The 26,144-nt window shown below is 46.7% G+C and carries 17 protein-coding genes; 1 reads left to right on the forward strand and 16 read right to left on the reverse strand.

Going from position 1 to position 26,144, the window contains the following annotated elements:
- Positions 1–132: 132 nt before the first annotated feature.
- The 9 genes from H1230_RS21005 to H1230_RS21045 all read right to left on the reverse strand — a co-directional run bounded on the left by H1230_RS21005 (position 133) and on the right by H1230_RS21045 (position 13,489).
- Entirely contained in the window at positions 133–4,002 is a 3,870-nt protein-coding gene (locus H1230_RS21005) for a galactose-binding domain-containing protein (protein ID WP_239711836.1), read from the reverse strand.
- A 520-nt stretch (positions 4,003–4,522) separates the two neighbouring features.
- Entirely contained in the window at positions 4,523–6,082 is a 1,560-nt protein-coding gene (locus H1230_RS21010; RefSeq protein ID WP_239711837.1) for an IS1182 family transposase, read from the reverse strand.
- Between the two features lie 501 nt (positions 6,083–6,583).
- Positions 6,584–7,327, reverse strand: a complete 744-nt coding sequence (locus H1230_RS21015) for an HAD family hydrolase (protein WP_239711838.1) — start codon at positions 7,325–7,327, stop codon at positions 6,584–6,586.
- Between the two features lie 92 nt (positions 7,328–7,419).
- Positions 7,420–9,111: a methyl-accepting chemotaxis protein gene (locus H1230_RS21020; RefSeq protein WP_239711839.1), complete on the reverse strand. Its 1,692-nt coding sequence runs from the start codon at positions 9,109–9,111 to the stop codon at positions 7,420–7,422.
- A 218-nt stretch (positions 9,112–9,329) separates the two neighbouring features.
- Positions 9,330–9,758: a DMT family transporter gene (locus H1230_RS21025; protein ID WP_239711840.1), complete on the reverse strand. Its 429-nt coding sequence runs from the start codon at positions 9,756–9,758 to the stop codon at positions 9,330–9,332.
- A gap of 13 nt (positions 9,759–9,771) precedes the next feature.
- Positions 9,772–10,470 (reverse strand): Crp/Fnr family transcriptional regulator, encoded by a 699-nt coding sequence (locus H1230_RS21030; protein ID WP_239711841.1) that lies wholly within the window; start codon positions 10,468–10,470, stop codon positions 9,772–9,774.
- Positions 10,471–10,652: 182 nt separating this feature from the next.
- On the reverse strand, positions 10,653–11,024 hold the full coding sequence (locus H1230_RS21035; protein ID WP_239711842.1) for a hypothetical protein: 372 nt from the start codon (positions 11,022–11,024) through the stop codon (positions 10,653–10,655).
- 35 nt (positions 11,025–11,059) lie between these two features.
- The gene (locus tag H1230_RS21040; protein WP_239711843.1) at positions 11,060–11,974 is read right to left on the reverse strand and encodes a copper amine oxidase N-terminal domain-containing protein; all 915 of its coding nucleotides are present in this window, start codon (positions 11,972–11,974) and stop codon (positions 11,060–11,062) included.
- Between the two features lie 21 nt (positions 11,975–11,995).
- The gene (locus tag H1230_RS21045) at positions 11,996–13,489 is read right to left on the reverse strand and encodes a DUF4153 domain-containing protein (RefSeq protein WP_239711844.1); all 1,494 of its coding nucleotides are present in this window, start codon (positions 13,487–13,489) and stop codon (positions 11,996–11,998) included.
- 113 nt (positions 13,490–13,602) lie between these two features.
- Here H1230_RS21045 and H1230_RS21050 point away from each other — a divergent pair, with 113 nt between their 5' ends.
- Complete coding sequence (locus H1230_RS21050; RefSeq protein WP_239711845.1) at positions 13,603–15,279, forward strand: ABC transporter substrate-binding protein; 1,677 nt, start codon at positions 13,603–13,605, stop codon at positions 15,277–15,279.
- On the opposite strand, the gene H1230_RS21055 is transcribed toward H1230_RS21050, so the two are convergent.
- The 7 genes from H1230_RS21055 to H1230_RS21085 form a co-directional block, all read right to left on the reverse strand.
- Positions 15,274–15,765 carry a DinB family protein gene (locus H1230_RS21055; protein WP_239711846.1) on the reverse strand — a complete coding sequence of 164 codons (492 nt, stop codon included), beginning with the start codon at positions 15,763–15,765 and terminating at the stop codon, positions 15,274–15,276. The genes H1230_RS21050 and H1230_RS21055 overlap by 6 nt on opposite strands.
- Positions 15,766–15,855: 90 nt before the next feature.
- Positions 15,856–18,939, reverse strand: coding sequence for a beta-galactosidase, LacZ type (gene lacZ / locus H1230_RS21060; RefSeq protein WP_239711847.1), 3,084 nt, complete (start codon positions 18,937–18,939; stop codon positions 15,856–15,858).
- A 396-nt stretch (positions 18,940–19,335) separates the two neighbouring features.
- Positions 19,336–20,160, reverse strand: a complete 825-nt coding sequence (locus H1230_RS21065) for a carbohydrate ABC transporter permease (RefSeq protein WP_239711848.1) — start codon at positions 20,158–20,160, stop codon at positions 19,336–19,338.
- The gene (locus tag H1230_RS21070) at positions 20,153–21,049 is read right to left on the reverse strand and encodes a carbohydrate ABC transporter permease (RefSeq protein WP_239711849.1); all 897 of its coding nucleotides are present in this window, start codon (positions 21,047–21,049) and stop codon (positions 20,153–20,155) included. Before H1230_RS21070 ends, H1230_RS21065 begins: the two co-directional genes overlap by 8 nt.
- Positions 21,050–21,144: 95 nt before the next feature.
- Positions 21,145–22,446 carry an ABC transporter substrate-binding protein gene (locus H1230_RS21075; RefSeq protein ID WP_239711850.1) on the reverse strand — a complete coding sequence of 434 codons (1,302 nt, stop codon included), beginning with the start codon at positions 22,444–22,446 and terminating at the stop codon, positions 21,145–21,147.
- 183 nt (positions 22,447–22,629) lie between these two features.
- Positions 22,630–24,405, reverse strand: coding sequence for a sensor histidine kinase (locus H1230_RS21080; RefSeq protein ID WP_239711851.1), 1,776 nt, complete (start codon positions 24,403–24,405; stop codon positions 22,630–22,632).
- A 9-nt stretch (positions 24,406–24,414) separates the two neighbouring features.
- On the reverse strand, positions 24,415–25,968 hold the full coding sequence (locus H1230_RS21085) for a response regulator transcription factor (protein WP_239711852.1): 1,554 nt from the start codon (positions 25,966–25,968) through the stop codon (positions 24,415–24,417).
- Positions 25,969–26,144: the final 176 nt, after the last annotated feature.

Consider the following 26,144-nt stretch of genomic DNA (forward strand, 5'->3'; position numbering starts at 1 on the left):
TAACCTCCATTGTAGCGCGACCACGACTTCATGTCGATTTGCGGGACAAGCGGGCGTAGGAAATCAAACCTAAAAACCGCCTCCCTATTTAAGCAGAAGGCGGTTCTTTCATGCAAACTGTAATCAAAATAGTTACGGATTAACGTTAATTGTAAAGGTTGAAGTCGTATTTTTAATATTGGTTACTGTGTTGGTGATCTTCAGATTGTTAAAGGTAACCGAGCCAACTGCCGGACCTTGGCCGGCTTCAGCCGCTTCATTCGCCCAAATGCCGACACCCGATTTCGCATCGAAAGCGTCCCCGCTCTTTTGCGCACCGGAAATGGTGATATTCGTGAATATCGTGTCTGCTACAGGGAATTGGGCTGTTGAACCGACATAGTTGGTCTGGAACATGATGCCGTGGTAGGTTGGGTCGATAATATCCACATCACTGACCCGAATACCTTGGAACACCTTGGAGGCTGAGAAGACCCAGATCGCCGGAAAGGTCTGTGATCCCCAGAAGTGACCGCCTGCCCGCACAACCGAAATGTTTTGGAAGTTCGTAGTTGGCGAGGCGCCAAATCCATTCATCGGATAACCAAAATCGAGCGAGCTGATGGTGATGCCGGAATAACAAAGCGTATCCGCGATATAAATGTTGCGGAAGGTATTAGCATAACCACCATAAACCGCCACACCCGCTGCACGCCAGGTCAGGATTGAGGTCAGATTCTCGTAGATGTTGTCTTTCATATCCGCTCCGCCGGAATCAATCGCTGAGAATAACGCAAAGCTGTCATCCCCTGTTGCCCGGGCTTCATTGTTGGACACCAGGTTGTTCGTGCTGCCGTTAGTCATATTGATTCCATCGGCGAAGGTGTCGCGGATACGAGAATTCTTGATCACCATGTTATCTGTATTTGCACCCCAATACATACAAACCTGATGCTCAGTCCAGATATTATCAATCGTAATGTTGGCGACGTTCGCGAAGTCAAATACTTTACCAGGACCATCGATACGGGAGGTATAGTTGCCAAAGTATGAAAAATTCGCAAAGGTTGATCCGTTGGCCGTATCGCTTGCTCTAAATCCAATGTCGGTATTGGATTGTGAAGTTGGAGCGACAAACCGCGTATACCAAGGACCCGCACCAATCACTTTCATAGCTTTGCCATAGACCTGAAATTTGCTAGAGGTTTCATACGTACCAGCAGGCAAGTATACCCCTACAAGGTTGCCGGTTGTATCCATGCGTACTTTATCCAGCGCATTTTGCACATCCTGCTGCGTGAAGCCAGCAGGTACCGCATATTTGGCCGGATCTGGATTAGCAATCGGTGTTACCTGCTCCAGACTGACAAAGTCGATCGCATACTGCGAGGTATTGGCTGTATCCTTTTGCAGTCTGATCGTACTTCCGGCAGGTACAGTGCTGTCGAACATGATATTTGCTTCATCATAAATATGGCGTGGAGAGCCAGCTGTTGGCAAATTTCCAGGCGCTGTCTCCGAGCCGTACAGCCATGCAAACTTGGATGTTAGACTAATCGCCTTGGTGAAGACGCCATTCACATAAATATTAAGTGTAGCATTTGTGCCATCCCCACCTGCTGCATCCGGAATAGAGAAGCGGGTTACGAGGGTGTTGGTACTGGCTTTAGTCGTGAATTCAACATAACTGCCTGTTGTATTCAGCGTGACTGCTCTTCTGCCCGAGGCTTCACCGGCAAGATCACCGATCGTGCGGTTGGCCGCAAGCTTAACTGCTCCTCCGCCAACAACTCCATCTTCCGCTTCGTACATATCGTAAGGCATGTTGGCTCCACGGCCAATGAAAAGTGATTGGGTCTGAATATTGTTAGCCCGCTTTACTGCCAACTCATTAGCATCCACTGCAATTTCACTCTTCACAGTGTATTTACCATTGACTGCTGTCCAGCTACCCAAGCTGATCGGTGCAGTCGTAATTCCACTGGCAATTACCCCACTGTAAGAAGCAGTCATTGTTTTGACCACTGCATTGGTAGTGGCGTCAGTAACGGTTAGCGTAATGTTATGCGTACCGCTGGCTGAAGCTGCTGTTCCTTGATTCATAATAGCTACCGAGAAGCTGACTGCATTGCCACCGGCAGGATTGCCTGGTGTCCAGCTAACCGAGGAAGCGATAAGATCGGAGCTGGATACGGGAGCTACTGTTAGTGAAGTTGGATTAGTGAAGCTATTGTTAGCATCATTCAATTCAATAACCGTATTGCTCTCATCAACCTTTGCGCTTAATGCATAGGTTGCCGCATCCTTGGCACCCAGATTAAGCGATACATTGGTCGAAGCACCGGCTGCCAGAGCAACCACCGGAGCCGTTCCTGCCAGTGTAGTTCCCAAGTAGAAGTTAACATTCGTCGCACCCGAAGCTGCGGTGCCGCTATTTTTGACAGCAGCAGTTAACGTAATGGCATCTGTCTCCACTGGAGCAGCAGGACTCCAGGACATTGCTGTTACGGTTAAATCCGGATTGGCAGCGGGTGTGCCGATAACCTGGAATTCTGCAACCTGACCCGCGCTAGAGCCGGAATTGGCAGTGAATTTCAGTTGTACTTCGCTGGCTGTTGCTGTAACCGGTATAGTCACGCTATTGCCAGTTGTTGGATTGAAGGTATAGACGGTCGCCGGAACAAGACTTGAGAACGCGCCCGTTGTCTGATTGTGTCCAAGCACCTCCACCGTCTGAGTGCGGGTGGCCCAAGCAGTGGCGGGATTTAGCTTCAATACAACAGAGGTAATGTTGGCATTTGCACCAAGACTTACGGTCAGGGTATTCGGATAGCTTCCGCCTGCACCCTCCCAATAAGTCGTAACATCGCCATCATTCGCATTGGCTGGCACGAAGGTAAATATGGAGGATGAAGCATTGATAGACTTGCTCAGCGCCAGGTTTGCGCCCGGTCCTGTTGTAGGCGTTGCGGTCGGTGAGGCAGAAGGTGTCACTGTTGGTGTTGCGGTCGGTGTAGGAGTAGCTGTAGGAGTAGCTGTTGGAGCTATGGTTGGAGTTGGAGTAGGTGTTGCTGTCGGCGTTGGTGAAGCTGTTGGCGTTGCCGCCGGGCTCAGACTCAGATTATCCAGATTCACATTGCCCGTATCTGTCGAATCATACTTATAGGTGATTGTATTAACACCAGCAGTTAAGGCCAGCGTTTCAACTTTGGTTGACCAAGTATCCCAATTCGCCAGATTGGCAAGGGTAGTTTGTTTAATCTTCGTTCCGTTTACATAGATGCTGAGCGTCTTGGCACCGCCGGACGCATTTGCATATTTAAGCAGCGCATCATAGTTGCCGGCGGAGGAGACAGTAACGCTAAAGCTGGTAGTTGCTCCCTGAGTCAGGTAGCCATCCACAAACCCGCTTCCCGTATAGCCAGTATGATCTGTATTGACTTTGGCACCACCGGATAATGCAGCAGCTTCCGCTTCATAGGTTCCTGTAGGAGCGGATGTTGTGCCATAAACTTCAAATTCTGAGACCTGCGCTGCGGGCCAAGTTGTATTTGCAGTAAAGTTCAATTTGACATAGCGAACGTTTGCTGCCGTAAAATTGATGGTCACCGTATTGGAGCTGCTGGACGGATTAAAGGTATAACTGGCTGCGGCGACCAAATCGCTGTAAGCAGAGTCATTCGTGCTGCCTTGCACGGAAAGCGTCTCCGTTCTTGCTTCCCAAGCCGCAGGCAGTTTGAGCACAACCTGATTCACACTGCTGTTACTACCTAAGTCAACTTTTAACCATTGTGGAAAAGCATTGCTTGCGCTCTCCCAGTATGTCCCTTGATTACTGTCATTGGCATTACCCGCTACATATACATCTCCAACCGAGCTTGAGGTTATGACCTTCCCTTGAGCTAAATTGCCTGCTGCTGAGCTAACGGATGGAAACAACGCCAATTGTCCTATAAACAAAACAACAATTAAAGAATACATCAGAACTAACTTTCTAATAGAAGCTTTATGTGCTGCCATCATTAACAATCACCTCCCAGGATTTTTTGGAGCTGTGCTCCCTTAAGAGCATTCTGCTAATCTCTCATTTCGTATGCGCTTTCATAAATGTTCTCCTTATAGTTTTCTCCTTATAATACTCGCCTCCTGAATCTGAAGTATGAGACTCAATACTGGGTATCACAATACTCCCTATTACTAGTTGTGAGTTTATAATAGCCGCAAGGTAATCTTAACTTTCGCAGCAAAAAGAACGCTCAACCTCTTGCGTAAACAGGCAAAACTACCAACCTTAATCGCAAGTTACTGTGACCGAACCTCGAGTGCTGACTATAAACTAACTAATAATGGTAATAATATAAGATATCGCTAAGTGTTCGTCGATGGCGATTTCTATCCAATTTAGGTGATATCTTACGATCCATGAAAGGAATGCTTCTCACATAAAAAGAAGGGGCTGTCTCAAAAGTAGATTTTCTACGAGCAGAGACAGGCCACCTTCAATTTCAAAAGCATAAAAGTCAACAGAGCAGCACACCTCCTGTTATTGGAGGTGTGCTGCTCTATGTTTTTGGTCTATGGCTGCTCGCTTCAGTAAATTGTGGGCAAGCGAAAGCCACCCGACCTCAAGCGTCACTTTTTCCATGCCGCGAAGCAGAAAGCGCCGGAAGCCCCGGTTATTTTTCAGTTGTCCAAATACACTTTCCGGTTCCGTCATTCGGCGTACGGCCAGGGCGTAACCTTCCTCACTTCGCAAGATCTCCCGAGCCTGCTTTTGGTAACGCAGTCGTTCCATACTAACAACCACTTCCCGATCTCCAGCTGCCTTCGTGCAGCGTTCCTTCAACGGACAGCCCTCGCAGCTCTGACTTCGGTAATGACGTTTGTGAATTTCATATCCACTCTGTGAGATTTCCTTACTTTCTCTGCGGAAATGCAGCATTTCCCCGGCGGGGCACGTCCAGTTATCCTCGGCTGCATCGTATGTCCAGTTCTCGATTTTACCAACATTCGCTTTCCAGGCTTTGCTCTTTTCCTTGTGGTAGCTGCCGTACTTCACCACCGCCTGAATCTCTTTCTTTTCCAGATAGGCGTAGTTTTCTTCGCTGCCGTAGCCTGCATCCGCAATGACTGTCTTGGGCAGTTTTCCGAGGATCTGCTGCGCTTTTTCCATATGCGGCTCTAAACAGCGGGTGTCGGTCGGTCTTTGGTGTAAACTGTAGGCTAAAATAAATTGGTTTTCGGTCCCGATTTGCACATTGTATCCCGGTTTCAGCTGGCCATTTCGCATGTGGTCTTCTTTCATCCGCATAAACGTTGCATCTGGATCTGTCTTACTGAAACTGTTCCGGTCACCAAGGAGCTTTTGGTATTGTTCGTACTTCAGCAGTCGGGGAAGCCAATCCTTGCGCAGCGTCCGAACAGCTTTTTTTAAGGGCTTGTCTTTCGGTTTTTGGGCCAGCTGAGCTTCGAGCTTTTGCACCACCTGTTCAAGTTTCACGCTGCTCACTTCGGAATCTGTGCCGAGTTCAGCCAGGTCTTTGCCTGAATTCTCTTGTTCTTCCTGTTCTTCTTCCGTTTCAATGTCAGCGAACAGGGCCTGCACCTTATCTTGCAGTTTGACTTTGTGTTTACTGACGGCTTTCCCCCAAACAAACGTGTAGCGATTGGCGTTCGCCTCGATTTTGGTTCCGTCCACAAAGTAATGCTCTAGGGAAACGTATTTTTCGTCAGCCAGAAACTGAAGCACGGCGGTAAATACGGTTTCGAGAACGTTCTTCATCCGCTGGGAACGAAATCGATTCAACGTCCGAAAGTCTGGCCGCTGCCGACCGGCGAGCCACATGAAGGGGATGTTCTCCCGAATGGATTTGGCGATTTGGCGAGAGGAATAGATGCGCTGCGTGTAGGCGTAAATAATGACTTTGGTCAGCATTTTAGGATGGTAGCTGTCACGGCCACCACCTGGGTAGGCCGCGTCAAAAATGCCGTCGTCCAGCCGGTTAACGGCGGCATTGACGATACGAACGAGGTGATGTTCTGGAATGTCGTCCTCTAAATCCATTGGCAAGCAAAGTTGGTCCATGGTATATTGAATGTACAAAAGAAACCTCTCCTTGATTTAAAATGGTTGGTCGCACTTCCATTTTAACAAAGAAAGGTTTCTTTTTTTATGATTTTTAGAAGGATTGTAGATACGAGTCCCGCTTAAACAGCGGAGAGGACGGAACGATTGTGGAAAAGCGATAGCGTTCGCCTTGGTCTCCGGATTTTCACCGCTAAGGGGAATGAAAAAAATCTGGAGACCACAGCGATTGAAACAACGGTCCGTTCGCGGAGCGTCCTCACAAGCGCAATGTCTATCTGACTCCAAAAAAGAGCTGTCCCAAGCAGCCATTTCATGGCTTATGGGACAGCCCCTTCTCGTAGAAATAGAAGGAACTCTGGAACTCTGTCAAGAAAGTGGACACAACTTAAGCTAAGATAGGCTCCTTTTTTGGCTCACAGCCACATCAGCAGTTGACCTGTTGTGAGTAGAGCCGCTACGCACGTTTAGTCAACCACTGATTTTTACTAGAGCCCTATTTAATTGATCTTTAAGTTATCACATCAATAGCTTCGCTAGTTCCGCATAACTGCTTACAACTGCATAAGGCTCGTAATTAGAGTCAGAGGTAGCCGACAAAGGGTTGAACCAGAGCGCACTCCACCCTGCTGCGTTTGCACCAGCAATGTCTTTCTGCCAAGAGTCTCCTATATAGATACAATTGCGCGGAGCCGTTTCGGTTTGCTCATTGGCTAGCTGGAATATTCGGGGGTCTGGCTTCGTATATCCCACAGCCCCGGAAATAAAGATCCGCTCAATGGGTATGTAACGTTCCAGACCGAGAGTCCGGATCTTCTTCCACTGGTGCTCTTCATTACCATTCGTAATAATGCCAACTACATAATCCTTCGCAAGCAACTTTCCCAGTAGCTCCTCCGCACCCTCAAACAGCATCATCTGTTCCTGAAGCCGGGTATAGTGCTGCTGAATTTCTGCGCCCCGTGCCTGGCTTATGCTTATGCCAAACTCTGCTAGCGCGTCTATAAAGCGCTGTTCTCTCATCAATCTGGACTGTTCATTATGGGGTGAGACCTGTAAAAGATTACCCTCTAAAGATAACCGCTCACTATGCTGACCGATTCGAAAATAAGCTTGCTCGTAAGGAAATGTATCCGGCAGCTTTAGTACGGCATGTAGCGCAGCCTTAGTTAAAGCAAACTGGCTGTATAATGTATCATCCACATCGAAAAATACAGCTCTCTTACTACTCTCTAGCTCTTTCAAATGTATCACTACTTTCATTGGACATTAGAGCCGAAGGGTACAGGAAGTGCTTCAGCTCCTTCTTCCTCTTACTTATTCTCGCTCTGTAATCTCAGCTCCTGCGTTCAAGGCTACACATTAAATCTAGCTACTAGTCCCTGCAGCCCTTGAGCCATTGTACTCAGTTCACTCGCTGAGGAAGCAATTTGCTCTACCGAGGCCATTTGCTCTTGCGAAGCTGCCGATACATTCTGAGTGCTGGCAGCCGTGGTTTCAGAGATTAGCGTAACGGTACGGATCGATTCCACAATCTCATCCGTGGCAGCAGTGATCTCTTCTACTGCTCCTGATACCTCCTGAACTTGTCCGGCCAATGAATCTATGGATAGACGAATCTCTCCAAAGGAACGTCCAGCTTCCTGGATAATTTCCGTGCCTCCCTCTACTTCGATGATGCTGCTCTTCATAACCTTCATTGCCACATCAGCATCTGTCTGAATCCCTTTTGCCATATCAGCAATAAGATTGGCCGATTCAGCGGATTGCTCCGCCAGCTTGCGGACCTGATCTGCAACTACAGCAAACCCTCTGCCATGCTCGCCTGCCCGCGCCGCCTCAATCGTTGCGTTCAGGGCCAACATGTTTGTCTCAGAAGCAATTCCCTTAATTACACCTACAAGGCTGCTGATTTCCTGGGAACGTTTCACGAACCCTAACACTTGTCCAGACAATGTTTGTATAGAGCGGTTGATCGAGGCCATCTGCTGGCCAGCAGCTTGAAGTGATTCATCACCAGCAATTGCAAATTCTGCAGAGCGCAGCGAAGCCTCAGAAATATCCTGTACGCTAGAAGCAATCTGACCGATCCCTATCGACATTTCATAAATTGTCGTCATATTGGTCTGTAAATCATTCATCTGTTGGCCAGTTCCAGAAGCGACCTCACCCATAATATCTGCTATCCGTTCCGTAGCCTCAGCTGTCGAGCCACTATCTGCCGTAAGCTTGGCAGAGGACACGGCTAACCCTTTAGCCGATTGATTAACCTGCTCGATCATTTCTCCCAGATTATCTGTCATTTTATTGAAATTAGTCGCCAGTTCACCGATTTCGTCCTTCGAACGGACGATTAGCTTGCGCGTAAGATCAGCATCTCCATCGGCGATTTCTTTTAATTGATAGTTCACATCACGAAGCGGTTTAAGAATCCGCGCCGATAGCAGCAGCGCAATAATCGCTGCCAGTACAACCGATAATCCGGTCACCCCAAAGCTGACAATCATTGCATTGTTACGGTGCTCATTCGCTTGGGTCTGCTCTTTTTGGATTTCCTCTGTCAGCATTTTTTGGAAGACTACTTGAGATTCAATCATCGAATTCAGAGATAAGTTGGTGAATGATTTCTGCGCTTCCGGAAAATTCCCAGCCTTCGCCAAGGCGAAGGATTCCTTGAGTACAGTCAGGTAATCATTCCATTTCCCTTCCAGATCCGTGACTCCTTTGAGCTCAGCCTCACTTAACCCATCGCTCTTAAGTGCAGTTATCGATTCGCTAATGGTCGGCAGAATGGCTTCGTACTGAGCGAGATACGTGCTTCCAGCATCCGTATTGCCCATGATATAACGGGCACCCAGTTCATCCGCGTTACGGATCTTATCCGTCAACCCTTGAACCAGCGATAGCTTATTCCAGTTGCGATTAGCCTGATCTGTCAACATCGAAACTTTTCCCTGAAACAAGGTATTGCCCGCAATAGCAACCAAGAAGACAATGATAACAGCAGTGAACCCTAATAATATTCTCGCCCGAATTCCTCTAAACATAGTTATTCCTCCATATCTATATGTAGCTTGCTCCGTGAAACTTGTAAATCAGTATGTATATTCTGGAGCCCTCTCTGATACTTTCATCCTACAACCCTAGGCTTAAATGAACCTGAATTCGAACTGAGCGTAATCTGAAAGTACTATTCTGATCTCAAAAAAGAGATTGCCACAAGTCATAAAAATGACCTAAGGCAATCTCTTGTTATTCAAAGCTCTCATTTTCCTTTGAAAATCAGAATTCCGCCAATCATCACGCCAATACCGGCGAGCTTGTTCCATTGTAAAGGTGTCTTCGTCACACCAAAGAGCCCCATACTATCGATGATCAAAGCAAAGATCAATTGGGCTACCAGTATAAAAGCAACCGAATACGCCGTTCCGAGTCGTCCCATCCCCTGCATAACCGAGAATACTATGAGCACGCCCAAAGCACCGCCGAGCATATAACCTTTGTTGGCTGATTGAAATTGGCCCAGATGGCCATCACGAATAAAGAGATAAATAATAAAGGATACAATAAATCCCGAGCCGTGAACAAAGGAATTGGTTAGCCAAAAACCTACTCTTTCACCTAAGCGCGTATTCATTGCCCCTTGAATTGCAATTACGATCCCTGCGAGCAGAGAATAAAAGATGCCTGCCATGATGTCCTCCTGTCTATTCGTACAAATTACCATTTGCCAGCTCCGACAGCTTCGCTTCATCCAGCACACTCAAGCGTCCTCGCTTACGGGCAATCATCCCCTCATCAATGAAACGGCGCACAATTCGATTCAGATGCCGATAACTCGTTCCAAGCAATTCTGCTGTCTCGATCAGGCTTGAGGTACGGATCTCCTCCACACGCTGGACGCCACTGTTATCAGCAAATAATGACAGCAAATAGCTGGCAAAACGGTTCTCCACCGGATATAGCAGGTTAAGGGCTGAGGTCTGCCCTAGTGTGTATAGCTTATGGCTCAGCTCCCCAACCAGGAAACGCAGCAAAGCTGCATTTTCCTCCAACTCTCGCAGCAGCAGCTTTCTTCCCGCCACCAACAGCAGGCTGTGTCCCACGGAGTTGACCTGATTTTTGACCGGATACTGGTGTAATAATTCTACATCTCCAATAAGCGCCATCGGTTTAGCAAACCTCACCAGCATTGATTTTCCATTAGGCAACAACGTCTGGATCTTGAGCTTCCCTTCGACCAGCACAAACAGCCCATCAATATGATCGCCAACGGAGCAGATGGCTTCCCCATCCTCATAACACCGCAGCTCCATCTTCTGGGTAACCCTCGGGCTAAATATACCGTCCAGACCATGCTCCACCGCCAGGACGCGGATTGCTTCATGGTCATAAATCGTCTGCATTCTCTGCATCCTCCTTGTGTTTACTTGCTCCAGTGTAAATTAGAATGCCCTCCAGAAAAAGGACATATGTCCTTAAATAATAATTCCGTGCTTATGCGGACTACATAATAAAAACCAAATGTTCTCAGTCCACTACAAAGGGACTGGTAAACATTTGGCCTGAGTTAGAATTACTGTTACTATTATCGAACTTGGTTAGCTAATTCAATTAGGCTGGATTCATCTTCTTCATAATAAGCTGGTTTTCCATTTACAAGTTCTAACGTTGGAATCCCAACCTCAGATAACTCCTCTGGTTTGTCCATAACTTTACTCAATATATACCTTATTTCATGAGTCGTTTGTTTGTTCTTATAATGAAATACAAACTGTTGGAGAACATCAATATTATCAACGGATACCTCCGTATGAACTTCATTAACTTCAAACGGGAATTTCGATGGTTCTTTAAAGTTATATAACATTGTTGTAATTCCCTTTTCCGTTTGATGGCTACCGCTGCATCCACTCATTAATATAAGAAATATCAAAAATACAGAATAATGTTTCCTCATCGTTCCCCCCTATAAAAGTCCTCCCACTTTTGTACCTAGAGTTTGGTCTCTCCCGGGATAGCAACAATGAAATAGTAACGTGTGTCGGGCCAGTCATTCAGTTGACCTGATTCTGCTGAGGTGGTGCCATCTGTATAAACCATTCCATAAAGAACCTGACTTCCCCATATACTATTATAGAAATAAGCATACCCATCAGATAGAGCGGGTTCTACTCCATATTCTTTTTGAACAGGGTGTCCGAACAGTGACGTAATATCTTTGTTGACCGCTTCCTTCGAGCTGTCCAGATCTGCTGCCCACATCACTTTTTTAATATTATGGTTGATTTCGTAGTACGTTACTAAATCCCCATAAACAACGAAATAGCGATCCGACTTTCCTTTAGGAAAATAATACGATACAGACAACGCCTCATCATCAGCGGTCAGTTGATAGGGTTCGCTTTCATCGATCGGCATCTGCAAGGCAGCTTTTCTCGAAATAACCAGGTCACTGCTGTTAAAGTTTTTTACAATAGCTGCACTAGCGCTTTCCTGAATCCAGACTGTTTTTGTTGCAGCATCTACTTTCACTCTGGCACCCAGTGCCTCAGCAATGAATCTTAGCGGTACAGTGACTCTGCCTTCCACTATCTTTACGGGAGCGTCCAGCGGTACAAGCTTGGAGTTAACTGACGCCGTCCGTTCACCGGCAATAAGTTCAATAACCGTAGCATCTCTTGTTATTGTCGCTTTCTTTGCTACAGCGTCCCACTGAATAACCGTATTATTAAAACTTTGAAAAGCCTTAATCGGCACCATCGTTCTGCCAGAAACAAGCAATACTCCATAATCGACACTGGAATTATTTACCATAATATTAAGATTTGAAGCTGCAACAGCCGAACCGATTCCGCATAAGGACAAAAGCATGAATATCAAGAACTGCAGCCCTGTCTTCCGGATCATTGTGTCATCTCCTTAATATCTTCACTCTTCAAAATATTTCTCCAGCGCCCGTTCCGCCCGATACTCTGACACATTAAAGGACTGCCAGCTCCGTTCCTTCTTCCTGAAATCCACCAGTTCATCCCGCAGATTGTTATCCAATAGCCCATTCTCTTTACGACTAAAGCTGATTAAGGTAGGAATTGCCTCAGGTGACAGTCTGGACAAATACGCGGCATCTATATTGCTACTTACTTCATAACGGTCGATATTATTATTCGCGATGATAACGTCCATTCCTATATAGTTCATAACAACATAGGAAAGCAAACCGAGCACAATATAGCATTTAGCCAGTGGAAACTCCTTCTTGCTTATCCGTATTGCGGCGAGACACAGCAGCAACGCCAGAAAGATCATAAAGGAATGAACCAGAAAACGAATATACGTATATCCATAGGCTTGTTCATAAAGCGTCAGTCTAGTGTAAGCAGAATATAACATTACTGTGGAGCAGCCAACCAGCACATACAGCAGGACATTGATGATCCTATGCAGCAGCAGGTTGCCTTTTTCACCCGACAGCAGTGCCAGCATCAGAATCACGAAATTAATCGCCGTCACCATAATTAACTCGAAGAAACCGCTTCGGGCATAATCCGCATAGGAACTGTCGGCAGGCAGGATCCCCTCCCAGGCACCGAACAAATAAGAAAATTGTACAAATACGAACAGTACATAAACCGTATTAATAGCGATGAGTATAGTCGTTATGATCACCGGATCGACTTTAAAGGTTGTCGGCTCCAATTCAAGCTCGCTCTCGTTAGGCTGTGGCAAGGTCCAGTTATAGATCTTGGAATCGACAAAACCCCATACTAAGCCGAAGAAGCCCAGTCCCAGCACAACAACCCAGAGGACCCGCACAAATCCTTCCCCAAACGAAATTCGCTCCAGTAAGGTAGGAAATTCATTCAGTATATGCTTGAACACCCCATCTGCCGATGAGAGCAGTGAAATCACAATCAGCAGCAGCGGAAAGGATATAGCCAATCCGATCAGCACTTTTACCAGTACCTGTTTGCGTTCATCCTGCAGTTTGCGGCCATTGGTTCTTTTGACGATCGTTAATACGGTGTTCCAATGCCTTAGCGTCTGCGGAAAAAAATGCTCCAGAGCATTGCCAATAATTCCGATCCGACTCCAAGACGGCCGCTTGTCACTAAGCATGTAAGTCATATGTAGTACGATCAGCACCGGGATCACCAACAAATTCAGCTCGAAGAAAAACCAGTTATGAAATAAGGCATTCGTCAAGGAAAGTAGAGCGATTACTCCCAGTAAAGTATAGCTGAATCCTGTAGGCTTGCGTATCTTGTCCTTGGCATAATACAGCATAAAGATGTAGAACAGACTCACAAAGATGGGATAGGATACGCCCGCCAGCTTTCCATAGAACAGATACTGATGAATAATAGCCAGCAGGAATGCAGCAATTAAGGCGGATACCGGCCTAGAGATAGCTTCATCGGTCATGGTAAATACCTCCATTTTATTACTTTCTATTCCTTATTTTAAATGATAAAATAAGAAAATAAAGAGAAAGAAATTCTGAGATATTTCCTATTTTAGAAGAGGGGCTATACACAATGAAGCTGCACAGCCAATTTTTGAAGCTTCACTCCCACTATGGACAAGCAACAGAAATCTCTGTCACTCTGGATGAGCTGGCTTTGGTCTTGGACTGCACACATCGTAATGTACTGCATATTATCAATAAAATGGTCAAGCAGGCTTGGATCACCTGGACTCCCAGACGCGGACGTGGACACCGTTCTATAATGGAGTTCCTTGTTCCCTCCGAGGAAATTGCCCTGCAATCCATGATGCAAGCCATTAGCCGCCAAGATATTCAACATGCCATCGAAGGCATTAAGACACATGCCCGTTCTTCTGCGTTGCAAGATACGCTGCAGGGCTGGCTGCTAACCTATTTCGGCCACCATTCCGAGATACGCAGCGATAAGCAGATTGATACACTCCGATTGCCGATTACTCAGCAGTTGCACAGCTTTGATCCTCTGTATATGAATCTGCTGGCGGAATCCTTTGTGGCCAGTCACGTATTTGATGGGCTAGTGGCGCGGAGTGGCGAAGGAGACAAGATTATACCAGGTCTTGCGCATGCCTGGGAGGTGGATGAGAGCCGCACGGTCTGGACTTTTTTTCTGCGCAAGGAGGTCCTGTTCCATCATGGGAAGGTGCTGGTGGCTGAGGATGTTGTTTATTCGTTTCAGCGGCTGATGCTAACGTCACAACGGACTTTGTATAGTTTTATTTACAAGGAAATTCAAGAGGTATCGGCGCTGGGTCATTCTGCGGTCCGCATACAGCTTAAACAGCCGAATGAGCTTTTTCTTCCCTTCTTATGCACTAGCCGAGCCGCTATTGTGCCGCGTAAGCTGGAAGGAATGAGTGAACTCAGCTTTGGCCGCAGGCCGCTGGGTACAGGACCGTTCAAGGTTGTCGAGATGAATGAGGACACTTGCGTGCTGGAGGTTTTTCCGTATTATTTTCAGGGACGGGCTCACTTGGATCGCGTAGAAGTCATCTATGTTCCATGGGATATTGAGGCAGCTTCAGCAGAGAACGGCGCTGCCTTTCATGTCATCCAGAATCCTTCCTCCGCTGACCCTTCCTCCTGGAGCCGGATTCATTCCGCGTCCTCCACCCGTAAATTTGTGACCTGCAACACCAAAAAGAAGGGGCCACTGAGTGATCCCTCCCTGCGGGCAATGATTGTATCCTGTTTACAAGAAGAATCCATATGCAAGGAATCTGAACAAGTCGCTGTACAGCCATGCTCTCTACAGATTGCGACTATCCCACAGTACGCCGGTGATGCAGAATACATTGTTGCAGCTCTGGCAAGGCATGGCTATGCCTGCAAGATTGTCACGGTCTCCCCGGAGGAATTCAAAGGCCCGATCCGGCTGGAATCCGATTTTATCGTCTTCTCCCTATTCCGCGATCAGGATGAGCAGCTCCGGCTGTTTGACCTTTACCTAACCTTAGCCCAGCATATCGAGCCACATACCCGGATGGATATTGAAAGCAGGCTAAAGCGGATCGCGCGCGAGCCTGACTCACAGGCTAGAGCCGCAGCCTTCAAACAGATTGAACACCGTCTGACGAGTGAGCATCACCTGCATATTTTGTATGAAAATCCTACCCAGACTGCCTACCTGCCCTCCGTCCGCGGCGTAACCTTCAACAGTCAGGGCTGGGTTGACCTGCGCCATGTGTGGTTTCCGCCGCTTTTATAATCCACCAGGCAGACTGTTCATTAACCCCTTGCCAATTAGATTTGCCGAGACCGGCGTCTTTCCAACTTCTCTGGCCCAAATGGACAATTGCCCCACATGATGTATTTCATGGGCAATTACATGGCGCATTACTTCACCCCAAGCATCGGTAACCACGGACCCATCCGGACGGTGGTCCTCATATATCTTCCGCTCCAGCCCCTCATTCCAGGCCATTACAAATTGCTCCACCTCGGGCCGGAAGGCTGCGTCCAGCTCGCGTACCTTTTGCAGATTGCGATACTGCTCAAAGTCCTCCTGAAAATCCGGTTTTCCCTGAATAGACGTAATCCAGCTCCACTCCACATCGGCAATATGGAACAGCGTCTTCAGAATCCCGCCTACTCCACCTGTACGAGGTTTCAATAGCTCTGCTTCAGGCAAGTTCTCACACCACTTATACCATTCCTCGCGGACCATCCAGTTGTAACGAAACAGGGTTTGCATGCCATTCCTCCATTAAAGTGAATTAAACTAATTAATCTGCTTCCATTGTACACAAAAACAGGCACCCGTTGGGGATGCCTGCGCGCTACTTCATATATTTGTTTCTTTTCCCGCCTGCGATATCACAAACTCATATTCGATAATTCCGTCAGAAGGCACGCGGTACTCAGGATGCACTGGAGCGCCCCAGCTATCGTCACCGCCGACGCCCATCTGTTCTCCAGCTATGGTAACTACTGTATAATGAATCGGCGGCAATTCGTAGTGATGATAGGCATTTTCCAGTTCAAAAGCTGTATAAGGAGAGATGCGGCATTGCAGCGGCTTCGCAGCTAGAGCACTGATGACAATCCCCGCTCCATCCTCATTGGTAATGCTGACCCGACGGACACCTGTGCGATTGCCGGATTCCTGTGGTACGACATAGCCAGACAAGCTGTCGGCAGCGGTGTTACTGAATTCTCCGAGTCTTGCTCCGTGAGAGCGGTCGTTATAATTCTCTTCGGGCCCCAAGGCAAGCCAATTCAGCTGGCTGTAATCCGCCGGGATTTTGAAGGATAAGGCAAAGATCGGAAGCTCAGGCAGTCCCGCTGTTCCCTCATACCGGGATTTAACAACCATGCTGCCATCCGAAAGAACGGTATAGGCCACAGTCACCTTCACATCGGGGCTGATATTCAAGCGGTAATCGAACGTTACCGTTGCTTGACCCGCCTCTTCCAGTACCTCAATATTTACACATCTTGGCAGCAGACTGGCTGCATACCAAGCCCCGGCATGAAAGCCCAGTGCGGTTCCTTTATCATTATCTGTAGTTGCTCTCCAGAATAACGGTGCTGGCGGATAAGCGATCAACTCTTTGCCGGAGTAGCTCAGCGAAACAAGACTGCCTGCCCCTTTGGAGAACAGGATACTGAAATCGCGACCTTTTACGCCGATATTCACATCTCCATGCACAACCCGCAACGCTTGGGTTCCCAAGTTGTGCACTGCAGTCGTTGCTCGATCAATTCCGTCAGTAGTGCCAGCTTCAACCGTAAATATCTTTTGACCAAAAGCGATCTCATGTCCAGCCTCTGCCCACAGTGTGCGCTCTTTAAGCCGCAAAGACGTATTGATCCAATACTCGCCAGCAGCAGTCAAACCTCCAAGATTGAACGCTACGAACTGCTTACTTTGCGCTGCCACCTGTACTTCTAATAGGCCACATTCCAGTTCACCGTACTCATTGTGCAGGCTATAATGCAGAGCATACTGATCTGTTCCCAGAAATAAGCCTTCATTTCGCAAGGTCACACCGGCTTGATCCGGCAGAAGCTTAATATCCTGATACAGGAACTTCACCTCCTGCATCTTGGGCGACAGTTTGCGGTCCGCGTATACGATCCCATCGGTACAGAAGCTATAGTCCGTGGGCCGATCGCCGAAATCGCCACCAAAGGCCAGATACTCCTGGCCGTAACGGTCTTTTGCCATCATTGCCTGATCGATGTAATCCCAGATAAAACCACCCTGATACAGCGGGTACTTCCCTTCCAACTCACTGTATTTATGCATTCCACCCAGCGAGTTGCCCATAGCATGCATATACTCACAGCTGACAAAAGGTTTCTGTGGATCATTCTGCAAATATTCCTCAATACTGTCTACCTTGGCATACATACGGCTCTCCATATCACTAGTATCATTATATCTGCGGTCATTAAAGACTCCTTCATAATGGACAAGTCGGCCTGGGTCGATCTGCTTAAAGTATTGCGAGACCTTATAAATTACCTCTCCACCAAAAGATTCGTTGCCGCAGGACCAGATGATAATTGAAGGATGATTCTTGTCCCGCTCCACCATCGACACCGCTCGGTCCATCACAATATCCAGCCACTCCGGCCGATCACCGGGGATCACCCAGGACGGTTCTATCGCGCCAAGCTTTTGCCAAGAGCCATGGGTTTCCAGATTCATCTCATCGATGACATAGATCCCGTACTCATCACACAGTCCATACCATTCCGACTGGTTCGGATAATGTGAGGTTCTCACGGCATTGATGTTGTTCTGCTTCAAGGTCTTGATGTCCCAGAGCATATCCTCCAGGGTCACCGCCCGCCCTCTTCGGCAGTTGAACTCGTGCCGGTTCACCCCTTTAAATACGATCCGCTTGCCATTAATACTCATGATCTTATCCAGCATTTCAAAGGTACGGAAGCCCACCCGTTGTGGAATAGCTTCGATTAACTCCCCCGCCTCATTAAATACATGAATATAAAGGGTGTATAAATTAGGAATTTCCGCGCTCCATAGCTCAGCAGCCTTTACTTCCATAGATAAAGATAAGGGTACTCCTAACCAATTGGCTTCCACCATACCAGCGGATTGATCCGCCGGGTTAAATAGACTCAACTTAACGCTTCCGGCAGCGACGTCCCCTGCCAGATCCAAACTGATCTTAAGCACTCCATCCCTGTAGGATGAGTCAAGTTCTGTGCGGAGAAATAAATCTCTCACATGGATCTGCGGAACCGTATACAGGTAGACCTCGCGAAAAATCCCCGAGAAACGCCAGAAATCCTGATCCTCCAGCCACCCGCCCGTACTGCGTTGATACACCTCTACCGCAAGCTTATTCTCTCCCTCCTGCCGTACATAAGGAGACAAATCGAATTCCGCCGGAGTGAAGCTGTCTTCGCTATAGCCTACAAATTCTCCATTCAGCCATAGGTAAAAAGCCGACTCCACACCTTGAAAAGAAATATATAAAGGTTTGTCCTTCAGTTGAGCAGGCACCACAAATGACTTCACATAGCTGCCTACCGGATTATGCTCTTTCGAAATATGCGGCGGCCGGAGCAACTCATGACCATCCCACGGATACATCGTATTGGCATATTGCAACTGGCCGAAGCCCTGCAGTTGAATATGACCGGGTACAGCGATATGTCCCCAGCCCTCCGTGGAGAAATCCTCCTGATAGAACTCGGCCGCTCGGCTAGCCGGATTCACCGCATAGCTGAACTTCCAGCTCCCATTCAAGCTATGGCGCAGCGCCATGGGCCCGCCCTTTTCCGCCTCTTGTACTGTTTCATAATATTTATGGTCCGAATGTGCTTTCAGTCGGTTCACCGCAAATACTTTCACATCCTCCAGCCAGTCCAGGCTGGGCATGATCTCTGTCACTTGAAATCCCCTCCTTTTGCTCTACTAATGCTAATAAGGAAATAAGCCTTATCGTCTTTAGGTTGCTGTACATTGGGGTGGCGAAAGCTTGTTAGAAATCTAAGAGAAATATATGTAACCTCAAAAGTATTATAGCTTGGCATAAAGTCAAAAAGGAACGGAGAGGAAATTTGGAACTGGAGAAGCGTAGCGTTCGCCTTTATCTTCGGATTTCACCGTTAATAACGGTATAATCAAGAAATCCGAAGATAACAGCGATCGTAAGTCCAAACTTTCCTAGTAATGACGATGAGTTGACCAACCATCTTTAATAATAATTCAAGAAGCATTATTTATTCAGCACTAATCATCGTATGTTCCGAAGCAGCCCTTACAGCAATCTAACAACGACCCCGCTTATTTCACCGAGCCGATCATACCCGCCACAAACTGCTTCTGCATCAAAAAGAATACCAACGCCGTCGGAATCGTGCCGATAACAATCGCAATCATGATCATCCCGTAATCCGGTGCATATCCCGAACCCAGCGTGGAGATCAATAGCGGCATTGTTTTGGTCTGCGGAGTTTGCAGTACAATCAACGGCCACAAATAACTGTTCCAGCTGGACATGAACGTAATAATCGCACCTGCCGCATAGGTCGTCTTCATCGTAGGAAGATAAATCCGCAGGAAGATCCCCAGCTCGCTGAGGCCATCCATCCGCCCGGCTTCGAGCAGCTCCTTAGGGAACATTTTCGTACTCTGCCGAAAGAAAAAGATGAGAAAAGCCGTAGTTACCGTAGGTAGGATAACCGAAGTCATCGTATCAATCCCCATCCACGGAGCAACATTGGAGATATGTCCAAAGAACCGATACAGTGGAACCATCAGTGCAGCAAAAGGAATCATCATCGATAACAGTAAGATATTGAATACAATATCCTTCGCTCGGCTGCGGAACACTTCAAATCCATAACCCGCCAAGGAGGCAATGAGCAGAGCCAACACCGTAGTCGTAATGGAAATTTTCGCCGAATTGATTAGCGACAGCTGTAAGTCAGTGGTGTCCAGCAGTTTGCGGAAATTCTCCAATAGATAACCACCAGGTAATAAACGTCCACGCGTTACATCTACGGACATATTGGTAGAGCTGATCACCATCCACAGAAACGGGAAGATGGAGACAATGGCAACAATACTTAATAATAGATAGGTGAAGAAACGTTTGCCCTTAGCCATTTTTATCACCTGCCACTTTGAACTGGAGGAACGAAAGCACACCGATCATAATTACAATAGAGTAGGACACCGTAGCCGCATAACCGAAGTCTGCCGAATATTTGAAGGACAGATTGTAGATATATTGCGAAATCGTGAGCGTAGCGTTACCAGGCCCACCTTTCGTAATATTCATAACTTCGTCAAATAGCTGTAGTGTACCAATCGTGGAAGTGATAGAGGTAAACAGGATGATTGGCTTCAGCAGCGGTACAGTAATTCCAAAAAACTGCCGGGGTGCCGAAGCCCCATCAATTCTGGCTGCCTCGTAGATCGAATTGTCGATATTTTGCAGCGCGGACAGATAGAAGATCATGTTGTATCCAGTCCAACGCCAAGTGATTGCAATAATAATAGTAATCTTGGCCCAAAAAGGATCGGTCAGCCACCCTAATGGAGCATCAATCCAATGTAAATTCATGAGGAAGGTGTTCACCAAGCCATTACCAGCGAATAAATATTTGAATACGATGGAATAGGCAACCAGTGAGGTCACACAGGGCAGAAAGATGGCTGTCCGAAAAAATCCCTTCATCTTCAGCTTACTGTCATTGAGCAGTACGGAAATGAATAGGGCCAAAATGATCATAATTGGCACTTGCACCAACAGATAAATAAATGTGTTCTTAACGGCAGTAATAAAGGTTGTATCTTGAAATAACCGCTTATAGTTGTCAAATCCAGTAAATTCAAGATTGCTGCCGGTACCTGTCTGGAACGACATAATAAGGGCCTGAATCATCGGATAAAAATAAAAGACAAAAATTAGAATAACCGCCAACAGGACGAAGGACCATCCGGTTAATACACTTTTACGGCGGAAGTTTAGGTTTGATTTTGCATTATTCACACCGGTCCACCCCCTTCTATATAGGTATTAATAAACCTTGGACGCAACCGCCAAGAGTAGCAGGTCACGCCCAAGGTTAGCTGTAATACGTTTAGTTATTTAATTTGTGATTCTGCCTGTGCCTGTGCATCACTAAGTACCTTGTCAATGTCTTTGCCATTCAGGTAGTTCTGCATTTCTACAATCAGTATGTCCTCAATTGCATAAGTGTTGATACCATAATTGACACTAGGAATCTGTTCCGTCCATTTTGCAAAGTCGGAGACTACCTTTTGTCCGCCGAAGAACTCACTAGCCTTGCCATAAGCTTCGCCACTAGCCGCTGCTTTGAATGTACCGATAACTCCGATATCGGTTAGCAGTGTTTGATACATATCTGCATCGGAGCCGAAGGTTGTAGCCATAAAGTCAGCGGCTGTCTCTTTGCCGTCCACATTCATGACATACCATGAACTGCCGCCGAGGTTGGTAGCATGAACCGATTTATCATTGCCAGGCAGCGTCGGAATTGGAGCGATTGCCCATTTACCGGATTGCGTAGCTTCAGCGGTGATCGAAGGGGAGATCCAGTTGCCAGTTGGTACCGATGCAACATCTCCGCTATTTAACGCCGCTACGAACTGGCTCCAGTCGGCATGTACGTTAGCTACGTTGGCCTCCGTCATTTCTTTATAGATCTCGAAAGCTTCTTTCAGGGCTACATTGCCTGCAATATCAGGTGTCTTACCGTCTGCTGCCAGATACCATGAGCCTGCAGATTGAATCATCATGCGGATCAGGCCGAGGTCATTAGGGTCTAGTGTAATCAAAGCTTTACCCGTTTTCTCTTTTATCTTTTTGCCGATTTCGATGTATTGCTTCCAGTCAATATCCTGCAGATCAGACAGCTTGTAGCCAGCTTGCTCCAGATAGTCCGTTCTGACATACAAACCGGTTACTCCGGAATCAAAAGGAACACCGTATTGCTTGCCATCAAGGCTTGTTGGTCCGCTCTTATAATCTGCAAAATCCGTACCCTTAATGGAACCGCTGAGATCGTAGAATGAATCTTTATAGGACTGCAAGAAACCCTGCGCCCGATAATCCTCAATCAGCACGATGTTCGGCAATCCTTTTGTCGTGCCTGAGTTGAGGCCGGTATTCAGCTTTTGAATAATATCACTCTGGGCATACTCGACAATATTGACCTTCACATCAGGATTTGTTTTTGCATATTCTTTTTTGGCCACTTCAAGTGCAGCAATATTAAAGGCCGGGTCCCATGCCCAAATCGTAATTTCCTTAGCTTTCTTGGTTCCGGCGTTTCCCGCTTCTGCATTGTTTTTGGTGCCTGAATTTGAACCACAGGCTGTTAGCATGATCATGCAGATCAGCAATAACACAAAGCTCTTTTTCATTTGCTTGCTCCCCTTTTAACCGTTTTGTGTTTGTTGAAAGCGCTTGCTGTTTACATGAATATCTTATCATCGTCTCTAAAGGGATCGTTAGAAATTACTTTATACGGATTAGTCATTTTATTGCCACATTGTAAGCGCTACCTTCCAGACAATTTGTTCTTTATTTAGAAATTGGTATTAATTTTATTTGTTAATCAGCGGCAACCGTATTTTTATAGCCGTTCCTTCGTTTAATTTGCTCACAACTGTAATTCCATATTCCTCTCCGTACAAAAGAATTATCCTATCATGTACATTTTTCATTCCAATACCTGTGAACAGCTGGCGTTTGCTCTCTACTCCTGGTAGCGACAATTCCGAGTCTCCACTATCCATGCCATCCCCGTTATCTACAACCTCACAGATCAGTGAACTGGCATCCTGGGAAATCAGCACATGGATATAACCCTCACTTTTTCGATTAAAGCCATGGAAAAAAGCATTCTCAATAAACGGCTGAATAATCAGCTTAGGCACATGAAACTCTGTACAATCCGGCGAGATAAAGAAATTCACCCTGACCCTCTCTCCATAGCGTACATGATTAATAAACACATACGACTTCAGATTCTCTAGTTCCTGAGTCACCGTAATCGTTTCACTGACATTGCTCAGTGCATTCTGCAGCATGGAGATCAGCGCATGAATGGTATGCACTGCCTTCTCCTTACTGCCTTGCTGCACCAGAAAGTTAACTGAAGCCAGCGTATTGTACAGAAAATGCGGATTAATCTGATGCTGCAATGCAGCCAGTTCGGCATTGCGCTGTTCCTTTTGTGTCATTACGAGCTTCTCCACATAATCATTTAACTCATCAAGCATATAGTTATAGGCATGACCAAGCTCCTGAAATTCAAAGCTCCCAGTAACGGTAATATAATTATGGAAATTCCGTTCCGTAATCTTCGACATTTGCCGCGTGAGCAAGGTTAATGATCGAGTCAGCCTTCTAGAAATTAAAAATACAACAGTCAGAGCTACCAGTACGATTGCCGAGCAGATCAAAGCAACCATTTTGCTATCCACCATCTGGCCTAAAGCTGTCTTTTTGTCGATCAGGTTCACGATATAGAAATCATAAGAAGGCAGATAATCCGCCAGCACGATCATGTCTTTACCTTGGAAATCCACGTTCACATAATCCAATCCCTTATCTTCAATTTCCTGCGCATAACCCAGCAAATCGTCCGCTTGTTGTCCAAGTAGCTCTGTGCGATTGCTGGAAACAATCTGCCCCTCTTTATTGAGAATGGCTACATCATTACCCTTACTTACAAAGCTTGCGTAAAAAGGCTGGAAATTCTTTTCTTGAATCGTTATGTACAACGTTCCATAGATATCTCCTGTCGTCCGCTCCATTAAGGCCTTGCTTGCTACAATCTCCGCCTCTTTCTTCACGGAGGACGTACTGCTTTCTTGATAGAACTGGTACATCAGTCTTTTGGGTTCGGCCAGAGTATTTAATGTCAGCTTATGTTTTCTTAGCTCCTTGTCAGTCATCACTAGGTTGTTTATATTTGTGGAAAAACTGCGGCCATTTTTACCCATAATTTTGATTCCAACCTGATAGGCGTCCACATTGGATTGAATCTTTTTCATCTGCGTAGTCATATTGTAGTAGGTTCTCAGCACCCGCAGCGAATTGGAATCCTCCTCGGTCAGGAAGCTTTTAATCGTACCGCTTAGCGCGGTGTTATTGGTTGCCGTCACAATTGAATAATGAAAGGATTCAAAGTTCGCTTTAATTTGGTTAATGACCTTAGAGTTAGTGATGCTGAAGGTTTCCATGAACAGCCGCTCCGACATCCGGACCGTGGTCCACGAGGCTGCAATGGCCACAGTAATAATGCTGAACACCATAACGATAAATATTTTGATAAACAGACTATGAAACTTGTAGCGTTCCCAAAATCCTCTCATGGTCATCTCCTACTCCTGACTGTAATATTGCCTTCTATAGCCGCTCGGCGAACAGCCCGTATATTTTTTGAACACCTTGCAAAAATAACTATGATCCCCGTAACCGACCATGCTGCTAATCTCCGAGATCGGCGCCTCGCCCGCACGCAGCAGCTCTGCTGCCTTGTCCGTTCGAATCTTATTCAGATGCTCCTTAAAGCCCTCTTTGTTGTACGCAGTGAATAGGCTAGACAGATAAGAAGGATTAAAGTGGAAATGACGGGCTAGGTCAGTTAGACTAAGTGGCTCTGTATAATGCTCCTCAATGAAATCCAACAGCTTCTTCATATTGGCATTACTACTCGAAGAATGGCTTTGGAAAGCGGTCTGTTCCAGCACGAGATCCAAAAAAGATTCCAGAATCCCCAGCGCCTCAACCGCAAACTGTGCTTCATCAATCGCCCGAAATAACGCATATTTCTGCTCTTCCAGATCCTTGATCTGACTGAACTGATTGGTAACATTGAAGATAATATTGCCTAAGAAGGATTTAAACTGAAAGATATCGCTTTCATAATGCAGTGATATAGCAGTCACATACTGTCTCAAGTCTGTGAACGCCTCCTCCAGTTGCAGACGCTTGAGCTGCTCTGTGAACGGGGTCAGATTGAACTTTTCGGGCTCGGCCCCCAGCGCCGGAAGCTCATTGTGGATCAGTAAGACCTGATCAGGGAAAAAGAAACGATATTGCTGCAGCTTCAAGTGGCTCTCCTGATACACGCCTGCCAACTCGCCAAACTGCCGAAAATCCTGGCTAAGTGTAAAGCGCAGCTCTGGCTCACTCTCTGCGATGGACTGTGAGAATGCTTTTATTGCCAGAACGGTTTCCGGCCACCTTTTCTCCTCCACATTAAGCAGCAAGAGGATTCCCTCTTGCTCTCCAGAGATCTTATATAGCACTAGACCCGGAACCTGCTCTTTAAGCATCTCTTCAATACTTTCTCTAAGCTGATTCATATAATGCTTATCCTTAAGTACGGAACGATTGACTTCACAGCCCAGAAAAGTGAACAGCCCGTGCGGAAAGTGAACCTTAACCAAATCTGCATCAAGCTCCATTTTGTAACCGGATACAAGCCTGCTGAGTAAAGAATCTACCGAAAGGCTATGATCCTGCGGCGCCCGCTCTGATTCGAGACCGTTAATTCTTCCTCTTGTCTTTTTTAATACCTGAAGCAGCGCCTCCGCTTCCAGCTTCGGCTTCAATATATAGTCGGCTACCCCATTCTGAAAGGTAGAGCGTACGTAATCAAATTCACTGAAGCTGCTTAGTACAATGACCTCCATATCGGGATGGTCCCGCTTTACAAGCCGCGTCAATTCCTCACCGTTCATCACCGGCATCACGATATCGGTGATAACAATATGTGGCTTCTCAATCTTTAGGAAATCGAGTGCCTCCTGCCCGTTCGAAGCTTCCCCCACAATTTGAAAGCCTTCCCGCTCCCAGTCCAACACGTATTTGATCCCCTGTCGAACCAATATTTCATCATCCACAATAAGCACTTTGCACAGTTGGTTCACAGTTAACCCCCGCCTTCTTTAGTTAAGACTTACGTTCGTTCCATCTATTAAGGGATTATAGAGCGCTTTCGTCTGCATGGTCAAACACTAGTTTCTGGCTGCTGCAAGAAACTCTTCCTGTTAGTGCATCCATATCATACAAAAGGCAGGCCAGAGAATTAAGCTCTGGCCTGCCT

The sequence above is a fragment of the Paenibacillus sp. 19GGS1-52 genome, from assembly GCF_022369515.1.
Lineage (GTDB): Bacteria > Bacillota > Bacilli > Paenibacillales > Paenibacillaceae > Paenibacillus_AQ.

Excerpts from the sequence above, each read along its gene's own strand:
- H1230_RS21080 (WP_239711851.1), bottom strand. The coding sequence starts at position 24,405 with ATGAGAGGATTTTGGGAACGCTACAAGTTTCATAGTCTGTTTATCAAA.
- H1230_RS21025 (WP_239711840.1), bottom strand. The coding sequence starts at position 9,758 with ATGGCAGGCATCTTTTATTCTCTGCTCGCAGGGATCGTAATTGCAATT.
- H1230_RS21050 (WP_239711845.1), top strand. The coding sequence starts at position 13,603 with ATGAAGCTGCACAGCCAATTTTTGAAGCTTCACTCCCACTATGGACAA.
- H1230_RS21075 (WP_239711850.1), bottom strand. The coding sequence starts at position 22,446 with ATGAAAAAGAGCTTTGTGTTATTGCTGATCTGCATGATCATGCTAACA.
- H1230_RS21020 (WP_239711839.1), bottom strand. The coding sequence starts at position 9,111 with ATGTTTAGAGGAATTCGGGCGAGAATATTATTAGGGTTCACTGCTGTT.
- H1230_RS21015 (WP_239711838.1), bottom strand. The coding sequence starts at position 7,327 with ATGAAAGTAGTGATACATTTGAAAGAGCTAGAGAGTAGTAAGAGAGCT.
- H1230_RS21055 (WP_239711846.1), bottom strand. The coding sequence starts at position 15,765 with ATGCAAACCCTGTTTCGTTACAACTGGATGGTCCGCGAGGAATGGTAT.
- H1230_RS21030 (WP_239711841.1), bottom strand. The coding sequence starts at position 10,470 with ATGCAGACGATTTATGACCATGAAGCAATCCGCGTCCTGGCGGTGGAG.
- H1230_RS21045 (WP_239711844.1), bottom strand. The coding sequence starts at position 13,489 with ATGACCGATGAAGCTATCTCTAGGCCGGTATCCGCCTTAATTGCTGCA.
- H1230_RS21005 (WP_239711836.1), bottom strand. The coding sequence starts at position 4,002 with ATGATGGCAGCACATAAAGCTTCTATTAGAAAGTTAGTTCTGATGTAT.
- H1230_RS21065 (WP_239711848.1), bottom strand. The coding sequence starts at position 20,160 with ATGGCTAAGGGCAAACGTTTCTTCACCTATCTATTATTAAGTATTGTT.
- H1230_RS21040 (WP_239711843.1), bottom strand. The coding sequence starts at position 11,974 with ATGATCCGGAAGACAGGGCTGCAGTTCTTGATATTCATGCTTTTGTCC.
- H1230_RS21035 (WP_239711842.1), bottom strand. The coding sequence starts at position 11,024 with ATGAGGAAACATTATTCTGTATTTTTGATATTTCTTATATTAATGAGT.